The organism is Roseomonas sp. BN140053, assembly GCF_047690175.1.
Taxonomy (GTDB): domain Bacteria; phylum Pseudomonadota; class Alphaproteobacteria; order Acetobacterales; family Acetobacteraceae; genus Roseomonas.
The window spans coordinates 138650-157423 of record NZ_JBLLEB010000002.1 but is presented as its reverse complement, the minus strand read 5'-3'; the positions used below and the strand labels follow the sequence as shown (position 1 = coordinate 157423).

General features: G+C 74.0%; 16 protein-coding genes. 11 read left to right on the top strand and 5 right to left on the bottom strand.

The annotated features are described in order from the left end of the window. Positions 1 to 24: 24 nt before the first annotated feature. Positions 25 to 3507, bottom strand: coding sequence for a DUF3971 domain-containing protein (locus ACLIBK_RS02890; RefSeq protein WP_415385713.1), 3483 nt, complete (start codon positions 3505 to 3507; stop codon positions 25 to 27). Between the two features lie 14 nt (positions 3508 to 3521). Between ACLIBK_RS02890 and ACLIBK_RS02885 the strand changes: the two genes are divergently transcribed. The 4 genes from ACLIBK_RS02885 to ACLIBK_RS02870 all read left to right on the top strand — a co-directional run bounded on the left by ACLIBK_RS02885 (position 3522) and on the right by ACLIBK_RS02870 (position 9489). Then, positions 3522 to 6476 carry a bifunctional [glutamine synthetase] adenylyltransferase/[glutamine synthetase]-adenylyl-L-tyrosine phosphorylase gene (locus ACLIBK_RS02885; protein WP_415385712.1) on the top strand — a complete coding sequence of 985 codons (2955 nt, stop codon included), beginning with the start codon at positions 3522 to 3524 and terminating at the stop codon, positions 6474 to 6476. Positions 6477 to 6487: 11 nt separating this feature from the next. After that, complete coding sequence (gene bcp, locus ACLIBK_RS02880) at positions 6488 to 6934, top strand: thioredoxin-dependent thiol peroxidase (protein ID WP_415385711.1); 447 nt, start codon at positions 6488 to 6490, stop codon at positions 6932 to 6934. Positions 6935 to 7032: 98 nt separating this feature from the next. Further along, on the top strand, positions 7033 to 8874 hold the full coding sequence (locus ACLIBK_RS02875; protein WP_415385710.1) for an LCCL domain-containing protein: 1842 nt from the start codon (positions 7033 to 7035) through the stop codon (positions 8872 to 8874). A gap of 249 nt (positions 8875 to 9123) precedes the next feature. Beyond that, positions 9124 to 9489, top strand: a complete 366-nt coding sequence (locus ACLIBK_RS02870; protein WP_415385709.1) for an HPF/RaiA family ribosome-associated protein — start codon at positions 9124 to 9126, stop codon at positions 9487 to 9489. 126 nt (positions 9490 to 9615) lie between these two features. Here the strand turns inward: ACLIBK_RS02870 and ACLIBK_RS02865 are convergent, their stop codons facing one another. Further along, positions 9616 to 10584: an ATP-grasp domain-containing protein gene (locus ACLIBK_RS02865; RefSeq protein ID WP_415385708.1), complete on the bottom strand. Its 969-nt coding sequence runs from the start codon at positions 10582 to 10584 to the stop codon at positions 9616 to 9618. A 117-nt stretch (positions 10585 to 10701) separates the two neighbouring features. Continuing rightward, entirely contained in the window at positions 10702 to 11454 is a 753-nt protein-coding gene (locus ACLIBK_RS02860; RefSeq protein ID WP_415385707.1) for a creatininase family protein, read from the bottom strand. A gap of 129 nt (positions 11455 to 11583) precedes the next feature. On the opposite strand from ACLIBK_RS02860, the gene ACLIBK_RS02855 reads away from it, so the two are divergent. From ACLIBK_RS02855 to ACLIBK_RS02845, 3 genes are all read left to right on the top strand, one after another. Next, positions 11584 to 12048 (top strand): hypothetical protein, encoded by a 465-nt coding sequence (locus ACLIBK_RS02855; RefSeq protein WP_415385706.1) that lies wholly within the window; start codon positions 11584 to 11586, stop codon positions 12046 to 12048. Positions 12049 to 12073: 25 nt separating this feature from the next. Beyond that, on the top strand, positions 12074 to 12703 hold the full coding sequence (locus tag ACLIBK_RS02850; protein WP_415385705.1) for an arylsulfatase: 630 nt from the start codon (positions 12074 to 12076) through the stop codon (positions 12701 to 12703). Between the two features lie 131 nt (positions 12704 to 12834). Then, on the top strand, positions 12835 to 13302 hold the full coding sequence (locus ACLIBK_RS02845; protein WP_415385704.1) for a DUF5991 domain-containing protein: 468 nt from the start codon (positions 12835 to 12837) through the stop codon (positions 13300 to 13302). A 229-nt stretch (positions 13303 to 13531) separates the two neighbouring features. On the opposite strand, the gene ACLIBK_RS02840 is transcribed toward ACLIBK_RS02845, so the two are convergent. Beyond that, positions 13532 to 14593, bottom strand: coding sequence for an amino acid ABC transporter substrate-binding protein (locus tag ACLIBK_RS02840; protein ID WP_415385703.1), 1062 nt, complete (start codon positions 14591 to 14593; stop codon positions 13532 to 13534). Positions 14594 to 14695: 102 nt separating this feature from the next. Then, positions 14696 to 15712, bottom strand: coding sequence for a LacI family DNA-binding transcriptional regulator (locus ACLIBK_RS02835; RefSeq protein ID WP_415385702.1), 1017 nt, complete (start codon positions 15710 to 15712; stop codon positions 14696 to 14698). Between the two features lie 99 nt (positions 15713 to 15811). On the opposite strand from ACLIBK_RS02835, the gene ACLIBK_RS02830 reads away from it, so the two are divergent. The 4 genes from ACLIBK_RS02830 to ACLIBK_RS02815 are packed head-to-tail and all read left to right on the top strand — an operon-like array spanning position 15812 to position 18772. Continuing rightward, positions 15812 to 16696, top strand: coding sequence for a dioxygenase (locus tag ACLIBK_RS02830; protein WP_415385701.1), 885 nt, complete (start codon positions 15812 to 15814; stop codon positions 16694 to 16696). Next, positions 16693 to 17433, top strand: coding sequence for an SDR family NAD(P)-dependent oxidoreductase (locus tag ACLIBK_RS02825; RefSeq protein ID WP_415385700.1), 741 nt, complete (start codon positions 16693 to 16695; stop codon positions 17431 to 17433). The genes ACLIBK_RS02830 and ACLIBK_RS02825 overlap by 4 nt, the downstream gene beginning before the upstream one ends. Continuing rightward, a complete protein-coding gene (locus tag ACLIBK_RS02820) occupies positions 17430 to 18419 on the top strand; it encodes a quinone oxidoreductase family protein (RefSeq protein ID WP_415385699.1) in 990 nt (329 codons plus the stop codon). Before ACLIBK_RS02825 ends, ACLIBK_RS02820 begins: the two co-directional genes overlap by 4 nt. After that, positions 18416 to 18772: a cupin domain-containing protein gene (locus ACLIBK_RS02815; RefSeq protein ID WP_415385698.1), complete on the top strand. Its 357-nt coding sequence runs from the start codon at positions 18416 to 18418 to the stop codon at positions 18770 to 18772. Before ACLIBK_RS02820 ends, ACLIBK_RS02815 begins: the two co-directional genes overlap by 4 nt. Positions 18773 to 18774: the final 2 nt, after the last annotated feature.

The window sequence follows — 18774 nt, the reverse complement described above, 5'->3', positions numbered from 1 at the left end:
GGCTGCGTCGCACCCGGGCGCGGTTCAACGCGCCTGGGGCGGGCCCTCGATCGCGCCGAAGAGCTCGCGCAACGCCCCGGGGGTGAGGGCGGCGAGGGGGTTCACGGACACCGACGGGTCGGCGATCGGGCCGGTGGCGCGGAACGTCGCGGCGAAGAGGCCGCCGCCGCGTTCGGGGCTGAACAGGCGGCCCAGCAGCGGGATTCGGCCGGGCAGGGAGTTGAGGAAGTAGGAGGGGACGATGGTGCCCTCCAGCTCCAGCAACTCGCGCGCCCGCAGGATGCGGCCCTGCACCGTCAGCCCGAGCGAGGCCGAATAGGCCCGCACGCCGTCCAGCCCCAGCGCGTCGCGCGTCAGGGCGAAGGGCGCGTGGAGGCGGGCGAAGTGCAGACCCGGGCCGCGCAGCGCGTCGGGGATGCCGTAGATCGACAGCGCCTGCAGCACCTTGGCGATGGCGGGCGCGCCGGCGACGGAGAACTCCTCCATCTCGGCGACGCCCAGCAACGGCGCGTCCACACCGTTGCCGCGCCAGGCGCCGTCCACGCTCAGGCGGCCGCCGGCCAGTTCCTCCACCACCCCCGCGGCGCGCAGCAAGGCGCCGAGGTCGTCGGCGCGTACCCGCAGCGACCGCCCGGCCGGGCGGGGGGTCACCAGGGCCTCGAAGCTGCTCGCCCCCCCGGCGTTGCGGCCGAGGGCACGCAGGCTGCGCACCGCGCCGCGGCCGTCCAGGCTGCCGGCGAACTGCACCGCGTCCAGCGCGCCGGCCTTGAGCAGGATGCGGTCGAAGGCGACGTCCACGGTTAGCGGCGTGGAGCGGCCATTGTCACGGTCGCCGCTGCCGCCGAAGCCGCCCTCGGCCGCCGCGCGCAGGTCCAGCACCGGGCCGCGGGCGGCGATGCGCCAGGGATCGCCGTTGTTGGCGGGGGGCTCGATGGTGCCGGTGACGCGGGTGGCGCCGACCCGGCCTTCGGTGATCTCCAGCCGCTGGGCGCGCGAGCCGGGGGCGAAGGCGGCACGGCCGCGCACCGCCATTTCGGGCGCTTCCAGCAGGATGTTGTCGATGCCCTGGATGCTTTCGCCGCGCAGGCGGATCTCGGCCTCGGCGCGGCCGGGGGCGCCGGCGGGCTTGGACCAGTTCAGCGGCGCCAGGTTCAGCCGTGCCTCGCGCAGGTCGCCGCGGACGGACACGCGGCTGGTTCCGGCACGGCGCTCCTCCACCTGCACGGCCAGCCCGGCGAAGCCGCCGGCGCGGTCGCCCAGGTCGATCCCGGCGGCGCCGAGCCGGCCGAGATCGGCGCGGCCCTCGATCCGCTGGCGCGCCACCACCTGATCCGGCGGGCCGGAGCGGAAATCCATCTCCACCGCCAGCCGTGCGCGTTGCAGCGGGCCGAGATCAGCGGTGCCGTTGACCTGCAGCCCCTCGGCCGTGACCACCAGGTCCAGCTCGCCGCGTTCCAGCGACTGCCCGGCCACGAGGTCGGCCAGCCGGGCGCGGGCGACGTGGCCGGCGACGCGGATCTGCAGCTGGTCCAGCGGCAGGTCGTTCAGCAGCGGCAGGGTCAGGTCCAGCTGCGCTTCCACCTGCCCGCCGGGTTCCTTAAGATCCAGCGGCCGCTTGTCGAAGAGGTGCAGCCTGGGGTGGCGGATCAGCGTCACCACGTCGGCCAGGGGGCCGGTGATGCGGCCCGAGATGGCGGCGACCTGGCGCGGCTGGTCCAGCCCGGTGAAGCGGATGGTGGTGGCCGGCACCTGCAGGGCGGAGCCGCGCAAACGGCCGCCCTGCGCCTCGATCAGGATTTCCGCCGGGGACAGGAAGCGCACCGTGCCGGACACGTGCTCGATCGGCGGAATCGGGCGCAGCCAGTGGACGGTGATGTCCTCGGCTTCCAGCGTGCCGCTGGCGCTGTCCAGGCGGAGATCGGCACCGCCGGGCGGCAGCACGCCTTCCAGGTGCCAGCGCCCGTTCTGCGCCACCCCGGTGGTCAGGTTCTCCACCATCCAGCGGCGGGCGCCTTCGCCCACCCCCTGCGGCCAGTAGCCGCCGAGGTCCGCCAGGGCAGCGCGGTCCACGGCGAGATCCAGGGCGCCGCGCCACCCTTCCGGCGAGGCGCGCGCCGTGCCGCTGGCGGAGAAGGTCGGCGGCGGCGCGGTGGCGTTGGGCGGGGCGGCAAAGGCGATCCTGGCACTGTCCAGCCGCAGCGCTTCCGTGCTGCCCGAGAGCGCCGCTTCCACCGCGTGGAAGGCGACGCGCTGGCCATCCGGCAGCACCGCCGCCCCGGCACCCAGGCGCAGCAAAGCGCGGCCGGACAGGAGGCCGCCCAGTTCCGGTTCTTCCAGCTGCACGGACAGCCGCAGCGGCGGCCCGTCGCGCCCTTCCAACGCCAGCCGGGTGCCGCCGGGCAGGCCGATGCCGCCCGTGCCGGCCCGGAGCTCCGCGGTGATGGCGGTGTGGCCGCCGGGCTGGTGCTGCACCTGCACGGCGGCGGAGAGCGGAGCCTCGATGGCGGCGATGGGTGCCAGTCCCGGCACCGCGGCGGCCAGCGTGCCGGGCCGCAGTTCCGGCAGGGTCAGCTGAAAGTCCAGTGTGGCGGGCTGGCCCACGGCGCGACCGCTGAAGCGGAATTCGCCGGCGGCCTCGCCCAGCCGCAGCATGCCGCCGCCTTCGGCCAGGATCACCTCGTCGGGCGCGCGGCGCAGCAGCAGGTTGCCGGCTTCCAGCGTGGCTTCCAGCCCGCGCGACGGGTCCAGCACCCGCAGGGCGGCGGCGGAGATGCGCAGCTCCTGCAGCGCGGCGAGCGGCTTGCCGGGGGCCAGCTCGCGCAGCAGGGCGGTGACGGGGTCGTCCTCGCGGCGGGTGCTGCGGGCAGGCGCCGCGTTTCCGGGTTCCGGCGTCGTGGTCCCCGGTGCGGGTGCCGCTGTTCCGGGCGCCGGCTCGGTGCCCATCGCGCCGCCCAGGCTGGGTGTGCCGTCCGGCCCGACCGTCAGCACCAGGGACGGGGCGCGCAGGTCCAGCGTGGCGGGGATGAACTCGCCGCGCAGGATCGCCGAGGGGGAGAGCGTGGCCTCGGCCGCGGGCAGGGCGACGCGCACGGCACCGGACGCGTCGGGAAAGGTCAGGTCGCGCAGCTGCACCCGCAGAGGCGCGGGGGCGCCGTCCCGCCAGCCGTCCCAGCTCAGCGCCAGGTCGCCCAGGCGCAGCGCCACGCCGCCCCCGGCCGCCACCTCCTCCAGCAGTTGGGCCACGGGGGGCAGGGAAAGCGGCCCCTGTTGCAGCCGCCACAGCAGCACGCCCAGCCCGATGCCGAGGATCAGCGCGGCCGCGATCAGCCCGCGCGCCAGCAGGCGCAGCAGCGGCGCCCCGCCGCGCGCCAGCAGGAGCAGCGGCAGGGCCAGGAAGCGGCCAGGCGACGTGCGCGGCCCGTCCGGGAGCGGTCCCGGCGGAAGATCGGGTGGCGCGCCGGCGGGGGTGGCTGGCGGCAGGGCGGCTTGACCGGTGGCGGCACTCACGGGAGGAGTGGCCGATGCCGACGCCCGACTTGGTGACCCCTCCGGCCCCCTTCGACCCGGATGCTGCGGAACGGCTGCTGGCCGGCTTCGCGGAGCGCGGCACGGCGGAGCGCGCCTTTGCCGCCACGGCGGAAGGCCGCGCGATCCTGCTGGCGCTGGGCGGGCACAGCCCTTTCCTGGCGGACCTGGCGCTGCGCGAGGCCGGGACGCTGCTGCGGGTCTTCGACCGCGGCCCGGACGCCGCCTTCGCCACCGCGCTGGAGCCGATCAACCGCGTCGCCCCGGATGCGGAGCGCGGGCAACTGGGCGCGGTGCTGCGGCAGGCCAAGCGGCAGGGCGGGCTGGTGGTGGCGGCCGCCGACATCGCCGGGCTGTGGGGGCTGGACCGGGTGACGGGGGCGCTCTCCGCCCTGGCCGATGCCGCCATCGACGCCGCCACCGCGCTGCTGCTGCGCGACGCCGCGGCGCGGGGCGAGCTGGCGCCGGCGCGGAGCAACGGGCGCGGCAGCGGGCTGGTGGTGCTGGCGATGGGCAAGCTGGGCGCGCGGGAGCTGAACTATTCCTCCGACGTCGACCTGATGGTGCTGTTCGACCCGGAGGCCGCGCCGCACCCGGACCGCGCCCAGGCCGCCTGCGTGAAGCTGGCGCGCGACCTGGTGAAGCTGCTCGAGGAGCGCACCGCCGAGGGCTACGTGTTCCGCACCGACCTGCGGCTGCGGCCGGACGGGGCGGCGCAGCCGCTGGCGGTCTCGATCCCGGCTTCCGTGTCCTATTACGGCTCCATGGGGCAGAACTGGGAGCGGGCCGCCATGCTCAAGGCGCGGCCGGTCGCCGGCGACAAGGCGCTGGGCCAGAGCTTCCTGGAGGAGATCCGGCCCTTCGTGTGGCGCCGGCACCTCGATTTCGCGATGATCGCGGATATCCACTCCATCAAGCGGCAGATCCACGCCGTGCACGGCCACAAGGGCGCCGGCGCGGAGGTGGCGGTGGCCGGCCACGACGTGAAGCTCGGCCGCGGCGGCATACGCGAAATCGAGTTCACCGCCCAGGTGCTGGAGCTGATCTGGGGCGGGCGCGACCCGTCCCTGCGTGACCCCACCACGCTGGGCGCGCTGGCAGCGCTGGCCGGGGCGGGGCGGCTGGACCGGCGCGCGGCGGCCGATCTGGCGGATGCCTACGGCTTCCTGCGCGTGGTAGAGCACCGGCTGCAGATGGTGGCGGACCGCCAGACGCACCGGTTGCCGGAGGACCCGGAGGGGCTGGCGCGCATCGCCTCCTTCTGCGGCTTCGGCATGGGGGACGGGAATGGCGGGGTGGAGGCGTTCAGCGCCGCGCTGACCGGGCACCTGAACCGGGTGGCGCGGCACTACGGCAAGCTGTTCGAGAGCGCGCCGGACCTGACCGGCGATGCCGGTGGCAGCCTGGTGTTCACCGGCACGGAGGACGACCCGGACACGCTGCGCACCCTGGGGGAGATGGGCTATCGCAACCCGGCGGGCGTGTCGGCCACCATTCGCGGCTGGCATCACGGCCACCGCCGCGCCACCCGGTCGGAACGGGCACGGGAACTGCTCACCTCGCTCATGCCCTCCCTCCTGGCGGGGTTCGCGCGGCAACGGGAGCCCGATGCGGCGCTGGCCCGGTTCGACACGCTGCTGGAGAAGCTTTCGGCGGGCGTGCAGTTGCTTTCGTTGTTTCAGCGCAATCCGCAGCTGCTCGGCCGCGTGGCGGGAATCCTGGGGGCAGCGCCGGCCCTGGCGGACCACTTGGCGCGGGAGCCCTCGGCGCTGGAGGGGCTGTTGTCGGGCGGGGCGGGCACGGCGGCGGCCGCCTTGCCGGCGCTGGTGGCCTGCGCGCGGCACCCGGAGGAAGCGCTGGAGAATGCGCGCCGGCTGGTGACCGAGGGCCGCTTCGAGATCGACGCCGACGCGCTGGAAGGCATCCTGGACGTGGACGCGGCGGGCGAGGCGCGCGCCACCCTGGCCGATGCCGCCATCGCCGCCCTGTTGCCGGAGGTCAGCCGCGACTTCGCCGCGCGTCACGGCAAGGTGCCGGGCGGCGGCATGGCGGTGATCGCCATGGGCAAGCTGGGCGGGCGGGAAATGCTGCCGGGCTCGGACCTCGACCTCGTGCTGCTCTACGAGCACGCGCCGGACGCCACGGAAAGCCGCGGCGGCCCGCGGGCGATCCCGGCGGCGACCTATTTCGCGCGGCTGGCGGCGCAGTTCGTGGCGGCCCTCACCGCGCCGGGGGCGGAGGGGCGCCTGTACGAGGTGGACATGCGGCTGCGGCCTTCCGGCAACAAGGGACCCGTGGCCACCAGCATCGCTTCCTTCGAGCGCTACCACGCCGGCGGCGAAGCCTGGACCTGGGAACGCATGGCCCTGACCCGCGCCCGCCCGGTGGCGGGGCCGGCCGGGCTGCGGCGGCGCTTCGCCGCGGCGGCGCAGGCGGCGCTGGTGGCGCATGCCGGGCCGCGGGCGATCGCCGATGCGCGCGACATGCGGGCGCGGATGCTGCGCGACAAGCCGCCCGAGAATGCCTGGGACGTGAAGTCCATGCCGGGCGGGCTGGTGGAGGTGGAGTTCGTGGCGCAGGCGCTGCAATGCGCCCACGCCGCCACCCCGCGGCTGATCGCCCCCACCACGCGCGAGGCGCTGGCCCGGCTGGCGCGCGCCCGGCTGCTGCCGGCCGAGGATGCGGCCCGGCTGGTGCGGGCGGACCAGCTGTGGCGCACGGTGCAGTCGGTGCTGCGGCTGACGGTGGGGCGCAGCGTGCCGGAGTCGCTGCCGGAACCGGCGGTGACCGCGTTGCTGCGCGCCTGCTCGCCGGTGCTGGCGGCGGCAGGGGACGCGGCGCCGGTTGACCTCGCGGCGCTGCGTGGCAGTTTCGCGCGCACGGCCGAGGGGGTGCGCGCCGCTTTTGAGCGCCACATCGGGACCTTGCCGGCGGAAGGGGCGAGCCGATGATCGAGGCGGGCATGGCGACACCGGCATTCACGCTGCCGGCGAGCGGCGGGCGGACGGTGTCTGACGCGGCGCTGCGGGGGCGGCCCTTCCTGCTGTACTTCTACCCCAAGGCCGATACCTCCGGCTGCACGGTGCAGGCCTGCGGTATCCAGGAGGCCCTGCCGGCGCTGGGCAAGCTGGGGCTGGAGGTGATCGGCGTGTCGCCCGATCCGATGAAGGCGATCGAGAAGTTCGCGGCCAAGTACGCGCTGAGCTTCCCCCTGGCCTCCGACGCCGACCACGCGGTGGCCGAGCGCTTCGGCGTGTGGGTGGAAAAGTCCATGTACGGCCGCAAGTACATGGGCATGGAGCGCACGAGCTTCCTGGTGGGCGCGGACGGCACGGTGCTGCGGGTGTGGCGCAAGGTGAAGCCGGCGGAACATGCGGCCGAGGTGAGCGCCGCCGCGCGGGCGCTGTAGCGGCGGCAGGACCTCTTACGGAATCGTACCGTTCCGGCTAGACGGGTCGAGGGGGTGCCCCTCGTTCCGGAACGGTGCGGCGCCCGTTGGAGGATCGCATGCGGAACGTGTTCGCGGGGAAGCGGGTGGCCGGGGTGGCTGCCCTGCTGGTGCTGTGGTGCCTGGCCTGGGCGGGACCGGCCGCGGCGCAAACGGCGGCGGAGCCGCCCTCGCAATGTCCGGACGATTTCCGCGCCTATAACGGCACCAGCGAGCCCCTGGCCTGCCTGTGCCCGGCCGAGGCGACGGGGCGCGGGCCGCTGTGGGGCACGGACACCTACACGTCGGATTCCGCCGTGTGCAAGGCGGCGGTGCATGCGGGCATCATCCCGCGCAGCGGCGGCGCGGTGACGGTGCTGCCGCAGCCCGGGCGCAACGCGTATCCGGGCACGACCCGCAACGGGCTGTCTTCCTCCAACTACGGACGTTACGACGCGTCCTTCCGCTTCGAGCGCGCGACGGCGGGCGCGTCGCCCAGCGTGGTGGCGCAGGCGGAGCTGGCCGCGGCGGAAGCGCCGACGCAGTGCCCGGACGACTTCCGCGCCTATGGCGGCACCAGCGAGCCCCTGGCCTGCCTGTGCCCGGCCGAGGCGACGGGGCGCGGCTCCCTGTGGGGCACAGACACCTACACGGCGGATTCCGCGATCTGCAAGGCGGCGGTGCATGCCGGGGTGATCCCGCGCAGCGGCGGCGCGGTGACGGTGGTGCCGCAGCCCGGACGCAGTGCCTATCCGGGCACCACGCGCAACGGGCTGTCTTCCTCCAACTACCGGGCCTACGACGCGTCCTTCCGCTTCCTGCCCGTGGCCAGCGCGACCCCGGCGCAGGGGGCCTCGGTGCAGCCGGGGCTGGCGGCGGAAGCGCCTGCCCAGTGCCCGGACGATTTCCGCGCCTATGACGGCACCAGCGAGCCCCTGGCCTGCGCCTGTCCGGCGGAGGCGACGGGGCGCGGGTCGGTGTGGGGCACGGACACCTACACGTCGGATTCCGCCGTGTGCAGGGCGGCGGTGCACGCTGGGGTCATCCCGCGCAGCGGCGGCGCGGTGACGGTGCTGCCGCAGCCCGGGCGCAACGCGTATCCCGGCACGACCCGCAACGGGCTGAGTTCCTCCAATTACGGCGCCTATGGCGCGAGCTTCCGCTTCGACGCGCCGGTGCAGCGGCCGGTGATCGGTTCGGCGCCGGCCCAGGCCGCCGCGGCGGAGGAGCCGACGCTGTGCCCCGACAACTTCGTCGCCTTCAACAACACGACCGAGCCGCTGGCCTGCCTGTGCCCGGCGGAAGCGACGCTGCGCGGGTCGCTGTGGGGCACGGACACCTACACGTCGGATTCCGCGATCTGCCGGGCGGCGGTGCATGCCGGGGTGATCCCCCGCACCGGCGGCGCGGTGCGGGTGCTGCCGCAGCCCGGGCGCAACGCCTATCCGGGCACCACGCGCAACGGGCTGTCTTCCTCCAACTACGGCGCCTATGGCGCGAGCTTCCGCTTCGACGCGCCGGTGCAGCGGCCGGTGATCGGGGCGGCGCCGGTGCAGGCGCCGGTGGCGGAGATGCTGCGCACCACCGGCAAGGTGCAGCTCTACGTGACCTTCCGCACCGGCTCGGCCGACCTGGACATTTCCGCCGCCGGCACGCTGGGCCAGCTGCGCGAAGCGCTGGCCGCCGATCCCGGCTTGCGCCTGGTGCTGACCGGGCACACGGACAACACCGGAACGGCGCAGGGCAATATCGGCCTGTCCGCCCGGCGGGCCGAGGCGGTGCGGAGCTGGCTGGTGGCCCAGGGCATCGCCGCGGACCGGCTGCGCACCGAGGGCAAGGGGCAGACCGAGCCGGTGGCGGACAATACCTCCGAGCCCGGGCGGGCGCTGAACCGCCGGGTGCAGGCGGCGCGCATCCCGTGACCTGCGCGCCCCCGTGCGCGGGGCGGCGGGCCTCGAAGGCAGGGGGCGATGCGGGCCTGCCGGGCCGCGGCAGGCTGGCGGGCGGATCGGGCGCGGGCGGGGCAGCAAGCCTGGGCGCGGGGACCGGCCTGCCGGCGCGGCGAGCCGGGGCGAGGCTCTGTGCGGTGACGGATCGATGACAACGACCGCTATGCTCGGGCGTTGCTTCTGTTCCAGCCGGGACTGCCGGCAGCAACAGGGGAGATCGCCATGCAACCCATCACCGATGGTGCGGACGAGGGCCGGATCGTGGTGTCCGGCCATCAGACGGAAGTCGGCGAAGCCCTACGCGATCACGCCACCGAACAGCTGCGGCGGCTCTCGGCCAAGTATTTCGGCGGCGCCGAGGACCTCACCGCAACGTTTTCGCGCGGCGGCAAGGGGCATGGGTTCGAATGCAATGTCCGGGTGCATGCCGGGCGCGGGCTGTTCTTCGACGGCCAGGGTGACCATCCCAGCAACGCTTATACCGCCTTTTCCCTGGCGCTGGAGCGGGTGGACAAGCAGCTCCGCCGCCAGAAGCGCTACCTGCGCGAGGACAAGCCGGTGAACGCCACCAAGGCGTCCCTGCTGTAGGGGCCGGCAGCGTTCCGCCGCGGGGCGGCGGGACCTTCGGCTTTCCGGAAAGGAAGGGTGCGGCCCGGGGTCCTGCGACCCCGGGCCTTCGCCACGCCTGTGCCCCCGGAGGAGGGCAGGCCGAGGTCAGGCGGCCTGGGACAGGCGCCCGGCCAGTTCGGCGCCCAGGAAGGCCGCGATGGCGCCCGGCCCGGAGCGGTCGGTGCCGGCCAGCCCGGCCTTCTCCTCGGCTTCGGGATTGTAGTTGGTGTTGGTGTTGACGTCGTAGGTCAGCAGCCGCCCGTCGGTGCCGCGGATGAACTCGATGCCCGCGACCTCCGTGCCGTTGGCGGCCAGGAAGCCTTCCAGACGCTCGCGCAGCTCGGGCTCGATGCCGGCTTCCAGCACGCGGAAACGGGGAGCCGGGGCCTCGGCAGGGCAGAAAGCGTCCTCCACGGCGCAAACATCGGCCGGGCACAGTTCAAAGCCGGAGGAGGTGTCGACCTCCACGGCGTACAGGAAGCGGCCACCGACGAATTCGGCGCGGGTGATCACCGGGCGCTCGGCGCGAATGTGTTCCTGCAGCAGCCAGAGACCGTCGGCCGGGTGCTCATCCGCGGGCAGGGACTGGAGGTGGGCTTCCAGCGCTTCCGCCCCGGAAAAGAGCCGCACGCCCAGCCCCTTGCCGCCGCGGTTGGGCTTCAGGATCACCGGGCCGCCGCCGAAGGAGCGGCGCGCGGCGTCCACCACGGCCTCGTGCTCGCCCAGCACCAGCACGGTGCGCGGCACGGCGACGCCGGCGGCTTCCAGGGCGGCGTATTGCCGGGCCTTGCTGATCTCCAGGTCCAGGGCGCGAGGGCCGTTCACCACCCGGCGGCCATGCAGGGTCAGCCAGGCCAGCACGCCGGCCGTCAGCTCCGCGGCGTAGCGGTGGCCGCGGGTGTGCGAGGAGGCGCTCATGCGGTTGTAGAAGACGCCCTCCGGCGGCGGGCCGGCGAGGTCGAAGGTACCGGAGGACAGGTCCCAGGCGGTCCAGGGCAGGCCACGGCGGTCGAAGGCTTCGGCCAGCGGCGGCAGCCAGGCGGGGTTCTCGTGGATGACGTGGATCTGCGACATCGATGCGTCCTGTTGCGAGCCCTGGGGCGTCCGGGGCGCTGAGATGGGCATGCCGCGGCGCCAGGGAAGCCGCCCCGGCGCGATCAACGGTGCCGCCTGGGATGCGTCCGGCGCCGGTCAGGCTTCGCGCGGGTCGTGCCGCAGCCCGTCGCGCTCGAAGCGCGCCATGTAGTCGGCCAGATAGTCCACCACCGCGGCCACCACACGTCCCCCCTTCTCGGCGGTGGCCGCCTTGGGACCGCCGGTGGCGCCGTGGGCGGTCAGCTCCTCGAAGAGCCAGATTTCCTTCACCACCTCATCCACCTGCGGAACCATGCCGCGGGCCTCGGCCATGTTCATCAGCTCGGCAAACAGGGCGAGGCCAACGGAGCTTTCCACCTCGCCGGCATGGCCCCAGCCGTTCCACACGGCGAAGGTTTCGGGCGGCAGGAATTTCGGCACCACCGTCCACCAGTCCAGCACGGCCAGGGACATGGCGGGATGCGCCACCTTGACCTCGCGGGCGGCGAGCTCCGCAGGGGCAATGTTGCCGTCATGGCCGTTCAGGATCAGCACCCGCCCGATGCCCCAGCGCTGCAGGGACAGCAGCACGTCGCGCAGCACGCGGATCTGCGTGTCGGCCGACAGCGACACGCACATGGGCTGGTGGCGGTAGTGCTCGCTCATGCCGAAGGGCAGGGCGGGCAGCACCACCGTGCTGTCCAGGCGTTCGGCCACCCGCAGCGCCAGGGCATGCGCAGTCAGCGCGTCGGTGCCGAAGGGCATGTGGTCGCCGTGGCTCTCGCAGGCGCCGATCGGCACGATGGCGGCGGTGAAGCCGGCCTCGCGGAAGGCGCGGGTGTTGAGCTGTTCCAGCCTGATGGAGCGCATGGCGGTGTGACACCTTTCCGGGGAAACGCAGGGTTGACCCGCCACGGCGGCGGCCGCCCGACGCGCCCCCTGGACCCGCCGCCGCGCCGCGTGGCAAGGAAGTCGGGACCGGAGCAGGGAATGGCGGCGATGCGCAAGTGGCTGGTGATGCTGGGGCTGCTGATGCCCCTCGCGGGGACGCAGGCGCAGCAGCCGGGCCAGGTGCCGCCGGGCGGGCCGCCGCATGCCTTCCTGATGGGCTCCTGGACGGGGGGCATCTTTTCCGCCGCCGACAACGAGGGCGCAGCCTGCTTCGCCCAGCCCACGGTGATCTTCACCCGCGACGTGATCATGCGGGTGTCCTCGCTGGACGTCGCCTATCGCCAGCGCTTCATCGAGACGGCGGCCCCGGCGCCGAATGGCGGGGTGGAGTTCCGGCTGGCGCCGCCGCAGGCTTCCGTGCCGTCGGTGGGCGGGCGCATGCCGCCGGATGTGGGCTTCGGCTGCGCCGACCCCAGCCTGTTGCGGGTGGAGCGGCGCGGCGAGAACGAGATCGCCTTTCCCGACTGCGCCGAGTTCCCCGCTCCGCTGCGGCGCTGCGTGACGCCGCGCTGAGCCTGCCGGTCCGGGAACGACGCGCTTGCGCATCGCGCTGATCCACGCCCTCCGGCACTCGCCGCCGCCGGTGGAAGCCGCCTTCGCCGAGCTCTGGCCGGAGGCGGTGCTGATGAACCTGCTGGATGATAGCCTGGCGGCCGACCTCGCGCGCGACGGCGCGCTGACCCCGGCGATGACGGAGCGCTTCCTCCACCTGGCGCGCTACGCCGCCGGCACGGGGGCGCGGGGCATCCTGTTCACCTGCTCCGCCTTCGGGCCCTGCATCGCGGCCTGCAAGGCGGCGCTGCCGGAGATCCCCGTGCTGACGCCCAACGAGGCGATGCTGGAGGAGGCCGCCGGCTTCCGCCGCGTCGGGCTGCTGGCGAGCTTCGCCCCGACGCTGCGCAGCATGCCCCCCGAATTCCCGCCAGGGGTGGAGGTGGTGCCCTGCCTGGCCGAAGGCGCGCTGGCGGCGCTGGATGCCGGCCACGTGGCGACGCATGACCGGCTGGCGGCGGAAGCGTCGCGCCGGCTGACGGATTGCGATGCCGTGGCACTGGCCCAGTTCAGCCTGGCGCGGGCGGCGCCGGGGGTGCGGGAGGCCACCGGCCGCCCGGTGCTGACCACGCCGCATTCGGCGGTGCGCAAGCTGCGGCGGTTGCTGGGCGCCTGATCCGGGCTGGCCCCGCGGGCTGCCGGAGCTGATCCGCCCGGGCGAGGACGGCCGGGGCATCTGGATGTGCTCCTGGCTGACGCGGTCAGCGCGAAGCAGGTTCGGCCACGAGGGAGGAGGACGGCATCGACATGGCGGGATGGAAAGCATGGATCGCCCTGGCGGCGATGGCCGTGGCCGGCGCGGAGGGTGCGGCGGCGCAGGGCCCGTCGCGGAACCCGGCGCAGACCAACTGGGCCGGGCAATACCGCTACGAATGGTCGGGCGGGCGCACGGTGGGCGGCACCGGAATCGTGGTGACCTACGATCTCCGGGTCGGGCCGGGCGGCGCGACCGATTGCGCCCTGGATATCACGGGCTTCCAGAGCGACGAGCACATCCTGTGCGAAATCGGCGCCGATGCCGGAAACCTCTGGATCCGGTTCCGCAGCTACGCCGATGGCAGCCTGCTCAACAGCTATGGCCGGGCGCAGTACCGGCCGGGGCAGTCGCTGTTCCAACTGCGGCGGGGCAGGGGCAGCGCCCTCCAGACGGAATGGCAGTCCATGAGCCCGGAGGAAGGCAGGACTCGGCCGGCGACGCGCTTCCGCAAGGTGTGAGCCCCGGAACCTCCGGGCGCGGGGGGGGGGCTCGGCGCGGCGGCTCGGCCGGGCGCCTTCGTTCTCGCCTGCGTCGAGACGCCCGTCGTAGAAGGACAGGGCGTCGCGCTCGACGCTGCGGCCCAGCAGGGATACAGAGCGCCACCGTGCAGCAGCGTGAAGCTTCACGCGCCGCGTGTACCTCCCCGCTGCCGAACAGCCGTCACGGCTGCCGGAGGCGGGGCGGGTTTCAGCGGATCGGCGGAGCGTACATCAACCCGCCCTTGTTCCACAGGCGGTTGAGGCCGCGGTCGATGCCGATGGGCGTCAGGTTGCGCTCGAACATCTCGCCGAAATTGCCGACCTGCCGGATGGCCTGAAAGGCCCAGCGGTCGGGGATGCCCAGCATGGTGCCGAAGCCGCCGCTCACGCCCAGCAGGCGCTGCGTGTTGGGCGAGGCGCTGTTCAGCGCCGCTTCCACGTTGGCGGAGGTGAGGCCCTGTTCCTCCGCCTCGATCAGTGCGGCCAGGGTCCAGCGCACGATCTCCAGCCAGCGCACGTCGCCCTGCGCCACCACGGGTCCGTAGGGTTCCTTGGACACCACGTCGGACAGCAGCACGTAGTCGTCCGGGTTGGGCGCGCGCAGGCGCAGCCCGGCCAGCGCCGAACGGTCCCAGTTGAAGGCGTCGCAGCGGCCGGCAAAGAAGGCTTGCGTCAGCTCCTCCAGGGTCTGGAACACCAGGGGGCGCAGGGTGATGCTGTTGGCGCGGGCGAAATCAGCCACCACCACCTCGTTGGTGGAGCCGGCCTGCACGCAGACCGTGCCGCCGTCGAGGCCGCGGGCCTCGGTCAACCCGGGCGCCTTGCGGGCCAGGAAACCGGCGCCGTCGTAATGCGCGACGCCCGCGTATTCCAGGCCGAGCTGCACGTCTCGCTGAAAGGTCACGGTGGTGATGCGGGACAGGAGGTCTACCTCGCCCGATTGCAACGCGGTGAAGCGCTGCTGCGCGGAATAGGGCGAGTAGCGCACCGCGTCCGCATCCCCGAACACGGCGGCGGCCACGGCGCGGCAGAAATCCACGTCGAAGCCGTTCCAGCGGCCCTGGCTATCCGGCAGGGAGAAGCCGGCGACGCCCTGGCTGACGCCGCAGCGCAGGTGGCCGCGCGCCTTGACCGCGTCCAGCACGGGGGTGGCGCTGCGGCTGGCCGGGGCTGGCGCCGGGGCTTGTGCGGCGGCTAGGCCGGCGGTCACGGCCAGGGGCAGGGCCAGGGCGGCCGCGCGAAGGCGGCTGGTCCAGGGGAAGCGAGGCATGGCTGCGAGAAACTCCGGCCGGCGGTGGAAGGGTTATCCTCGCTGCGGTACGGGGCGCTGTCGAATGGATCGGTCCTGGTGGGAGGGGCGGGTGCCCGCCGGCTAGCGCCGCGCCGGGGCCGTGGAGGCGCGCACCACCAGCGTCGGCGCCAGCGTCACCCCCGCCGGGTGGCCACCGCCCAGGATGTCCAGCAGCAGTTCCGCCGCGCGCTGGCCCATCAGGGCGTGCGGGATGCGGATGGTGGTCAGGGGCGGCTCGATCAGGTCGGCCAGGGGCATGTCGTTGTGGCCGGTGATGGAGATGTCCTCCGGCACGCGGCGCCCGGCCTGCCGGCAGGCGTCGAAGGCGCCGAGGGCGAGCAGGTCGTTGGCGCAGGCCAGGGCGGTGAGGTCCGGGTGCTGCCCCAGCAGGCGCGATGCGGCCTCGGCCCCGGCCTCGCGCGTATAGGCGGTGGCGGTTTCGACAGCCGAATCCCCGGGCAGGCCGTGGGCGGCCATCGCGGTGCGGAAGCCGTCCAGGCGTAGCTGCCCGGTGGACAGGTTGGCGGGACCGGCCAAGTGGCCGATGCGGCGGTGGCCCAGACCGGCCAGGTGTTCCACCGCCAGCGCCATGCCGGCCCGGTCGTCCGACACCACCGCCGGGGCACCGTCGCCTGCGCGGTTGATCAGCACCACGGGGATGCGGCGCGCCAGGCAGGCGGCGAGGGCGGGATCGGCGTCGCGCGCCACGGTGGCCAGCAGCAAACCGTCCACCCGGCGGGACGCCAGCTCCGCCACGAACTCGGCTGCCCGCGCGGCGTCGTCGCCGGGGTCGGCCAGCAGCAGGGCGTGGTGGGCGGCCGACAGCACGGCGGCGGCGGCGGCCAGGATGGGGGGGAACACCGGGTTGGCGATGCCCGGCACCAGCGCGCCCACCAGGCGGGAACGGCCCGTGCGCAGCGCCGCGGCGGCGGCGTCGGGCCGGTAGCCCAGCCGGGCCGCGACCTCCCGCACCCGCTCGGCCACCGGCGCGGCGACGAGGTGCCGCGTGCGCGGGTTCAGCGCCCGCGAGGCGGTAGAGGGGTGGACGCCGGCTTCCGCGGCGACGAGCCGCAGGCCGGCGGGAGAGGCCGACGCCATCGCGCATCGATAATCGGTGTTGCGGCGGGAGGCGAGCAGTCTTACAAACGATTGTATGAATTCCGGGCGCACCGGATCACCCAAGGGGAGGGAGAAGCCATGATCATCGACGGCGAAGCCGCCGTGACCCCCGCCGTGCTGGAGGCCATGGCCGCCAGCCCCGACGCGCGGGTGAAGGACGTGACCGCGGCCCTGGTGCGGCACCTGCACGCTTTTATCCGCGAGGTCCGCCCCACCGAGGCGGAATGGGAATACGGCGTGGAGTTCCTGTGCCGCATTGGCCAGACCAACACCGCCACTCACAACGAGGGCGTGCTGTTCTCCGACAGCATCGGCATCTCCACCCTGGTCTGCCTGCTCAACAACGGCAACGAGGGATCCACCGAAACCGCCGCCGCGCTGCTGGGGCCGTTCTGGCGCGACAACTCGCCGCCGACGGAGAACGGCGGCAGCATCGTGCGCGGACCTACGCCGGGGCCGAAGCTCTTCGCCAGCTGCCAGGTGCTGGCGGGCGGCAAGCCGGTGGCCGGGGCGCGCGTGGATGCCTGGCATTCCTCGCCCGAGGGAGTCTACGAGAACCAGGACCCGAACATGGCGCCGATGAACCTGCGCGGGCAGTTCATCACCGATGCCGAGGGGCGGTTCCGCTTCACCTCGGTCAAGCCGGCCGGCTACCCGGTGCCGACGCATGGGCCGGTGGGCGACCTGCTGCGGGCGCAGCTGCGGCATCCCTTCCGCCCGGCGCACCTGCACTTCCTGATCCTCAAGGAAGGCTTCAAGACCCTGGTTACCCAGGTCTTCGTGGACGACGACGAGCACCTGGAGAGCGACGTGGTGTTCGGCGTCACCCAGGCGCTGGTCGGCGGCTATCAGCTGGGCCAGGGGCCCGCGCCGGATGGCTCCGAGGGCGAGTGGTGGAGCCTGGATTACACCTTCCACCTCGAACCCGGGGAGGCGCGCTTGCCGACGCCGCCGATCGCGTGAAGAACCTGCAGAACAGCACCGCCGTGATCCTCGGCGGGTCCGGGGGCATCGGCTCCGCCACGGCGCGGGCGCTGGCCGCGGCGGGGGCGTCCGTCATCGTCACCTATCGCGGCAACGAGGCGGCGGCGCGCGACCTGGTGGGTTCGCTGCCCGGCACCGGGCACGACGCCCTGCCGGCCACGGTGGAGGACAGCGCTTCGCTCGACGCGCTGGCGGCACGGGTGCGGGAAACGCGCGGGCGCTGCGACATCCTGGTCAACAGCGCCGGCTTCACCAAGGCCGTGCCGCATGGCGACCTCGACGCGCTGGACGACGATTTCCTCGACCGGATGTGGGCGGTGAACTGGCGCGGGCCCTTCGCGGCGGTGCGCGCCTTCCGCTCGCTGCTGGTGGAAAGCCAGGGGCTGGTGGTGAACGTGTCCTCCATCGGCGGGCTGAACGGGTCCGGCTCCAACCTCGCCTACGCGGCGCTGAAGGCGGCGACGGACAGCATGACCAAGTCGCTGGCCCGCGCCCTGGCGCCGGCGGTGCGCGTGCTGTCCGTGTCCCCCGGCGTGGTGGAGACCGGCTTCGTGCCGGGCCGCGGGCCGGAGGCCAATGCCAAGATCGCGCCCACCATCCCGCTCAAGCGCGTGGCGCTGCCGGAGGACGTGGCGGATGCCATCCTGGCCTGCGCCACGCTGCTGACCTACTCCACCGGCTCGGTGATCCTGGTGGACGGAGGGCGGGCGCTGTGAGCCGAGCCGGTTCCGCGCTGCGCGTCTCCGTGAAGGCACCGGGGCCCGAGGCGCTCGGCCTGTCGCTGGAGGAACGGACGCCCGAGCTGCCGCCGGGCTGGTGCCTGGTGGAGGTCGCGGCGGCGGGGGTGAATCCGTCCGACGTGAAGGCGCTGCTGGGCGCCATGCCCAAGGCGGTGTTTCCCCGCACGCCCGGCCGCGACTTCGCCGGCACGGTGGTGGAAGGGCCGCCGGAGCTGGTGGGGACGGAAGTCTGGGGTTCTGGCGGCGACGTCGGCATTTCTCGCGACGGCAGCCATGCCCGCTATCTGGCGCTGCCGGCAGAGGCGGTGTTCCGCAAGCCAGCCAGGCTGAGCATGCGCGAGGCCGCGGCGGTGGGCGTGCCCTTCGTCACCGCCGAGGTCGGGCTGCGCGAAGCGGGCGGCGTGAAGCCCGGACAGGTCGTGCTGGTGCTGGGCGCCAATGGCCGCGTCGGGCAGGCGGCCTGCCGCATCGCCGCGGCGGCCGGGGCGCGGGTCTTCGCTGCGGTGCGCCGGCCGGAAGCCACCGCTGCGGTGCGCGGGGCGGAAGCGGTGTTCGACAGCAGCGGCACCGACGTGGCGCAGGCCGTGCGCGAGGCCACGGGCGGCCACGGCGCCGACCTCGTGTTCAACTGCGTCGGTTCGCCCTGGTTCAGCACGGGCAACGCCGCCATGGCGCATGGCGCGACGCAGATCTTCATCGCGACGCAGGACCGCGCGGTGCCCTTCGACATCTTCGCCTTCTACCGCGGGCAGCACCGCTACGTCGGCATCGACACGCTGGCGCTGAGCGCGGCGGAGACCGGGGCGGTGCTGGACGGGCTGCGGCCCGGCTTCGAGAGCGGGGCGTTGAGCCCGTACGAGATCGAGCCGGACTACGTGTTTCCGCTGTCGCGCGCGGCGGAAGCCTATCGCATCGTGCTGGGCGGCGCGCCGCAGCGCGTGCTGCTGGAACCCGCGGCATGAACGTCACGCGCCTCGATGCCGCACCGGCCTACGAGGCGCCGGGGCATTTCGACATGCGAATGTTCCGCCTGCAGGGCCGCGAGGCCGGGCCGGCGGAGAGCCTGTGGCTGGGCCTGTCCTGGCTGCTGCCGGGCGGCCACACCACGCTGGACGCCTCGGGGGTGGAGAAGCACTACGTCGTGGTCGAGGGCGAGCTCTGCATCGTCGCCGAACGCGACGGTCGGCGCGAGGAAGCGACCCTCGGCCGGCTGGATTCCTGCCGCATCGCCCCCGGCGAGGCGCGGCAGCTGGAGAACCGCAGCAACCGGCCGGCAGCGGTGCTGCTGGCCATGCCGCTCGCGCCGCCCGGATAGCG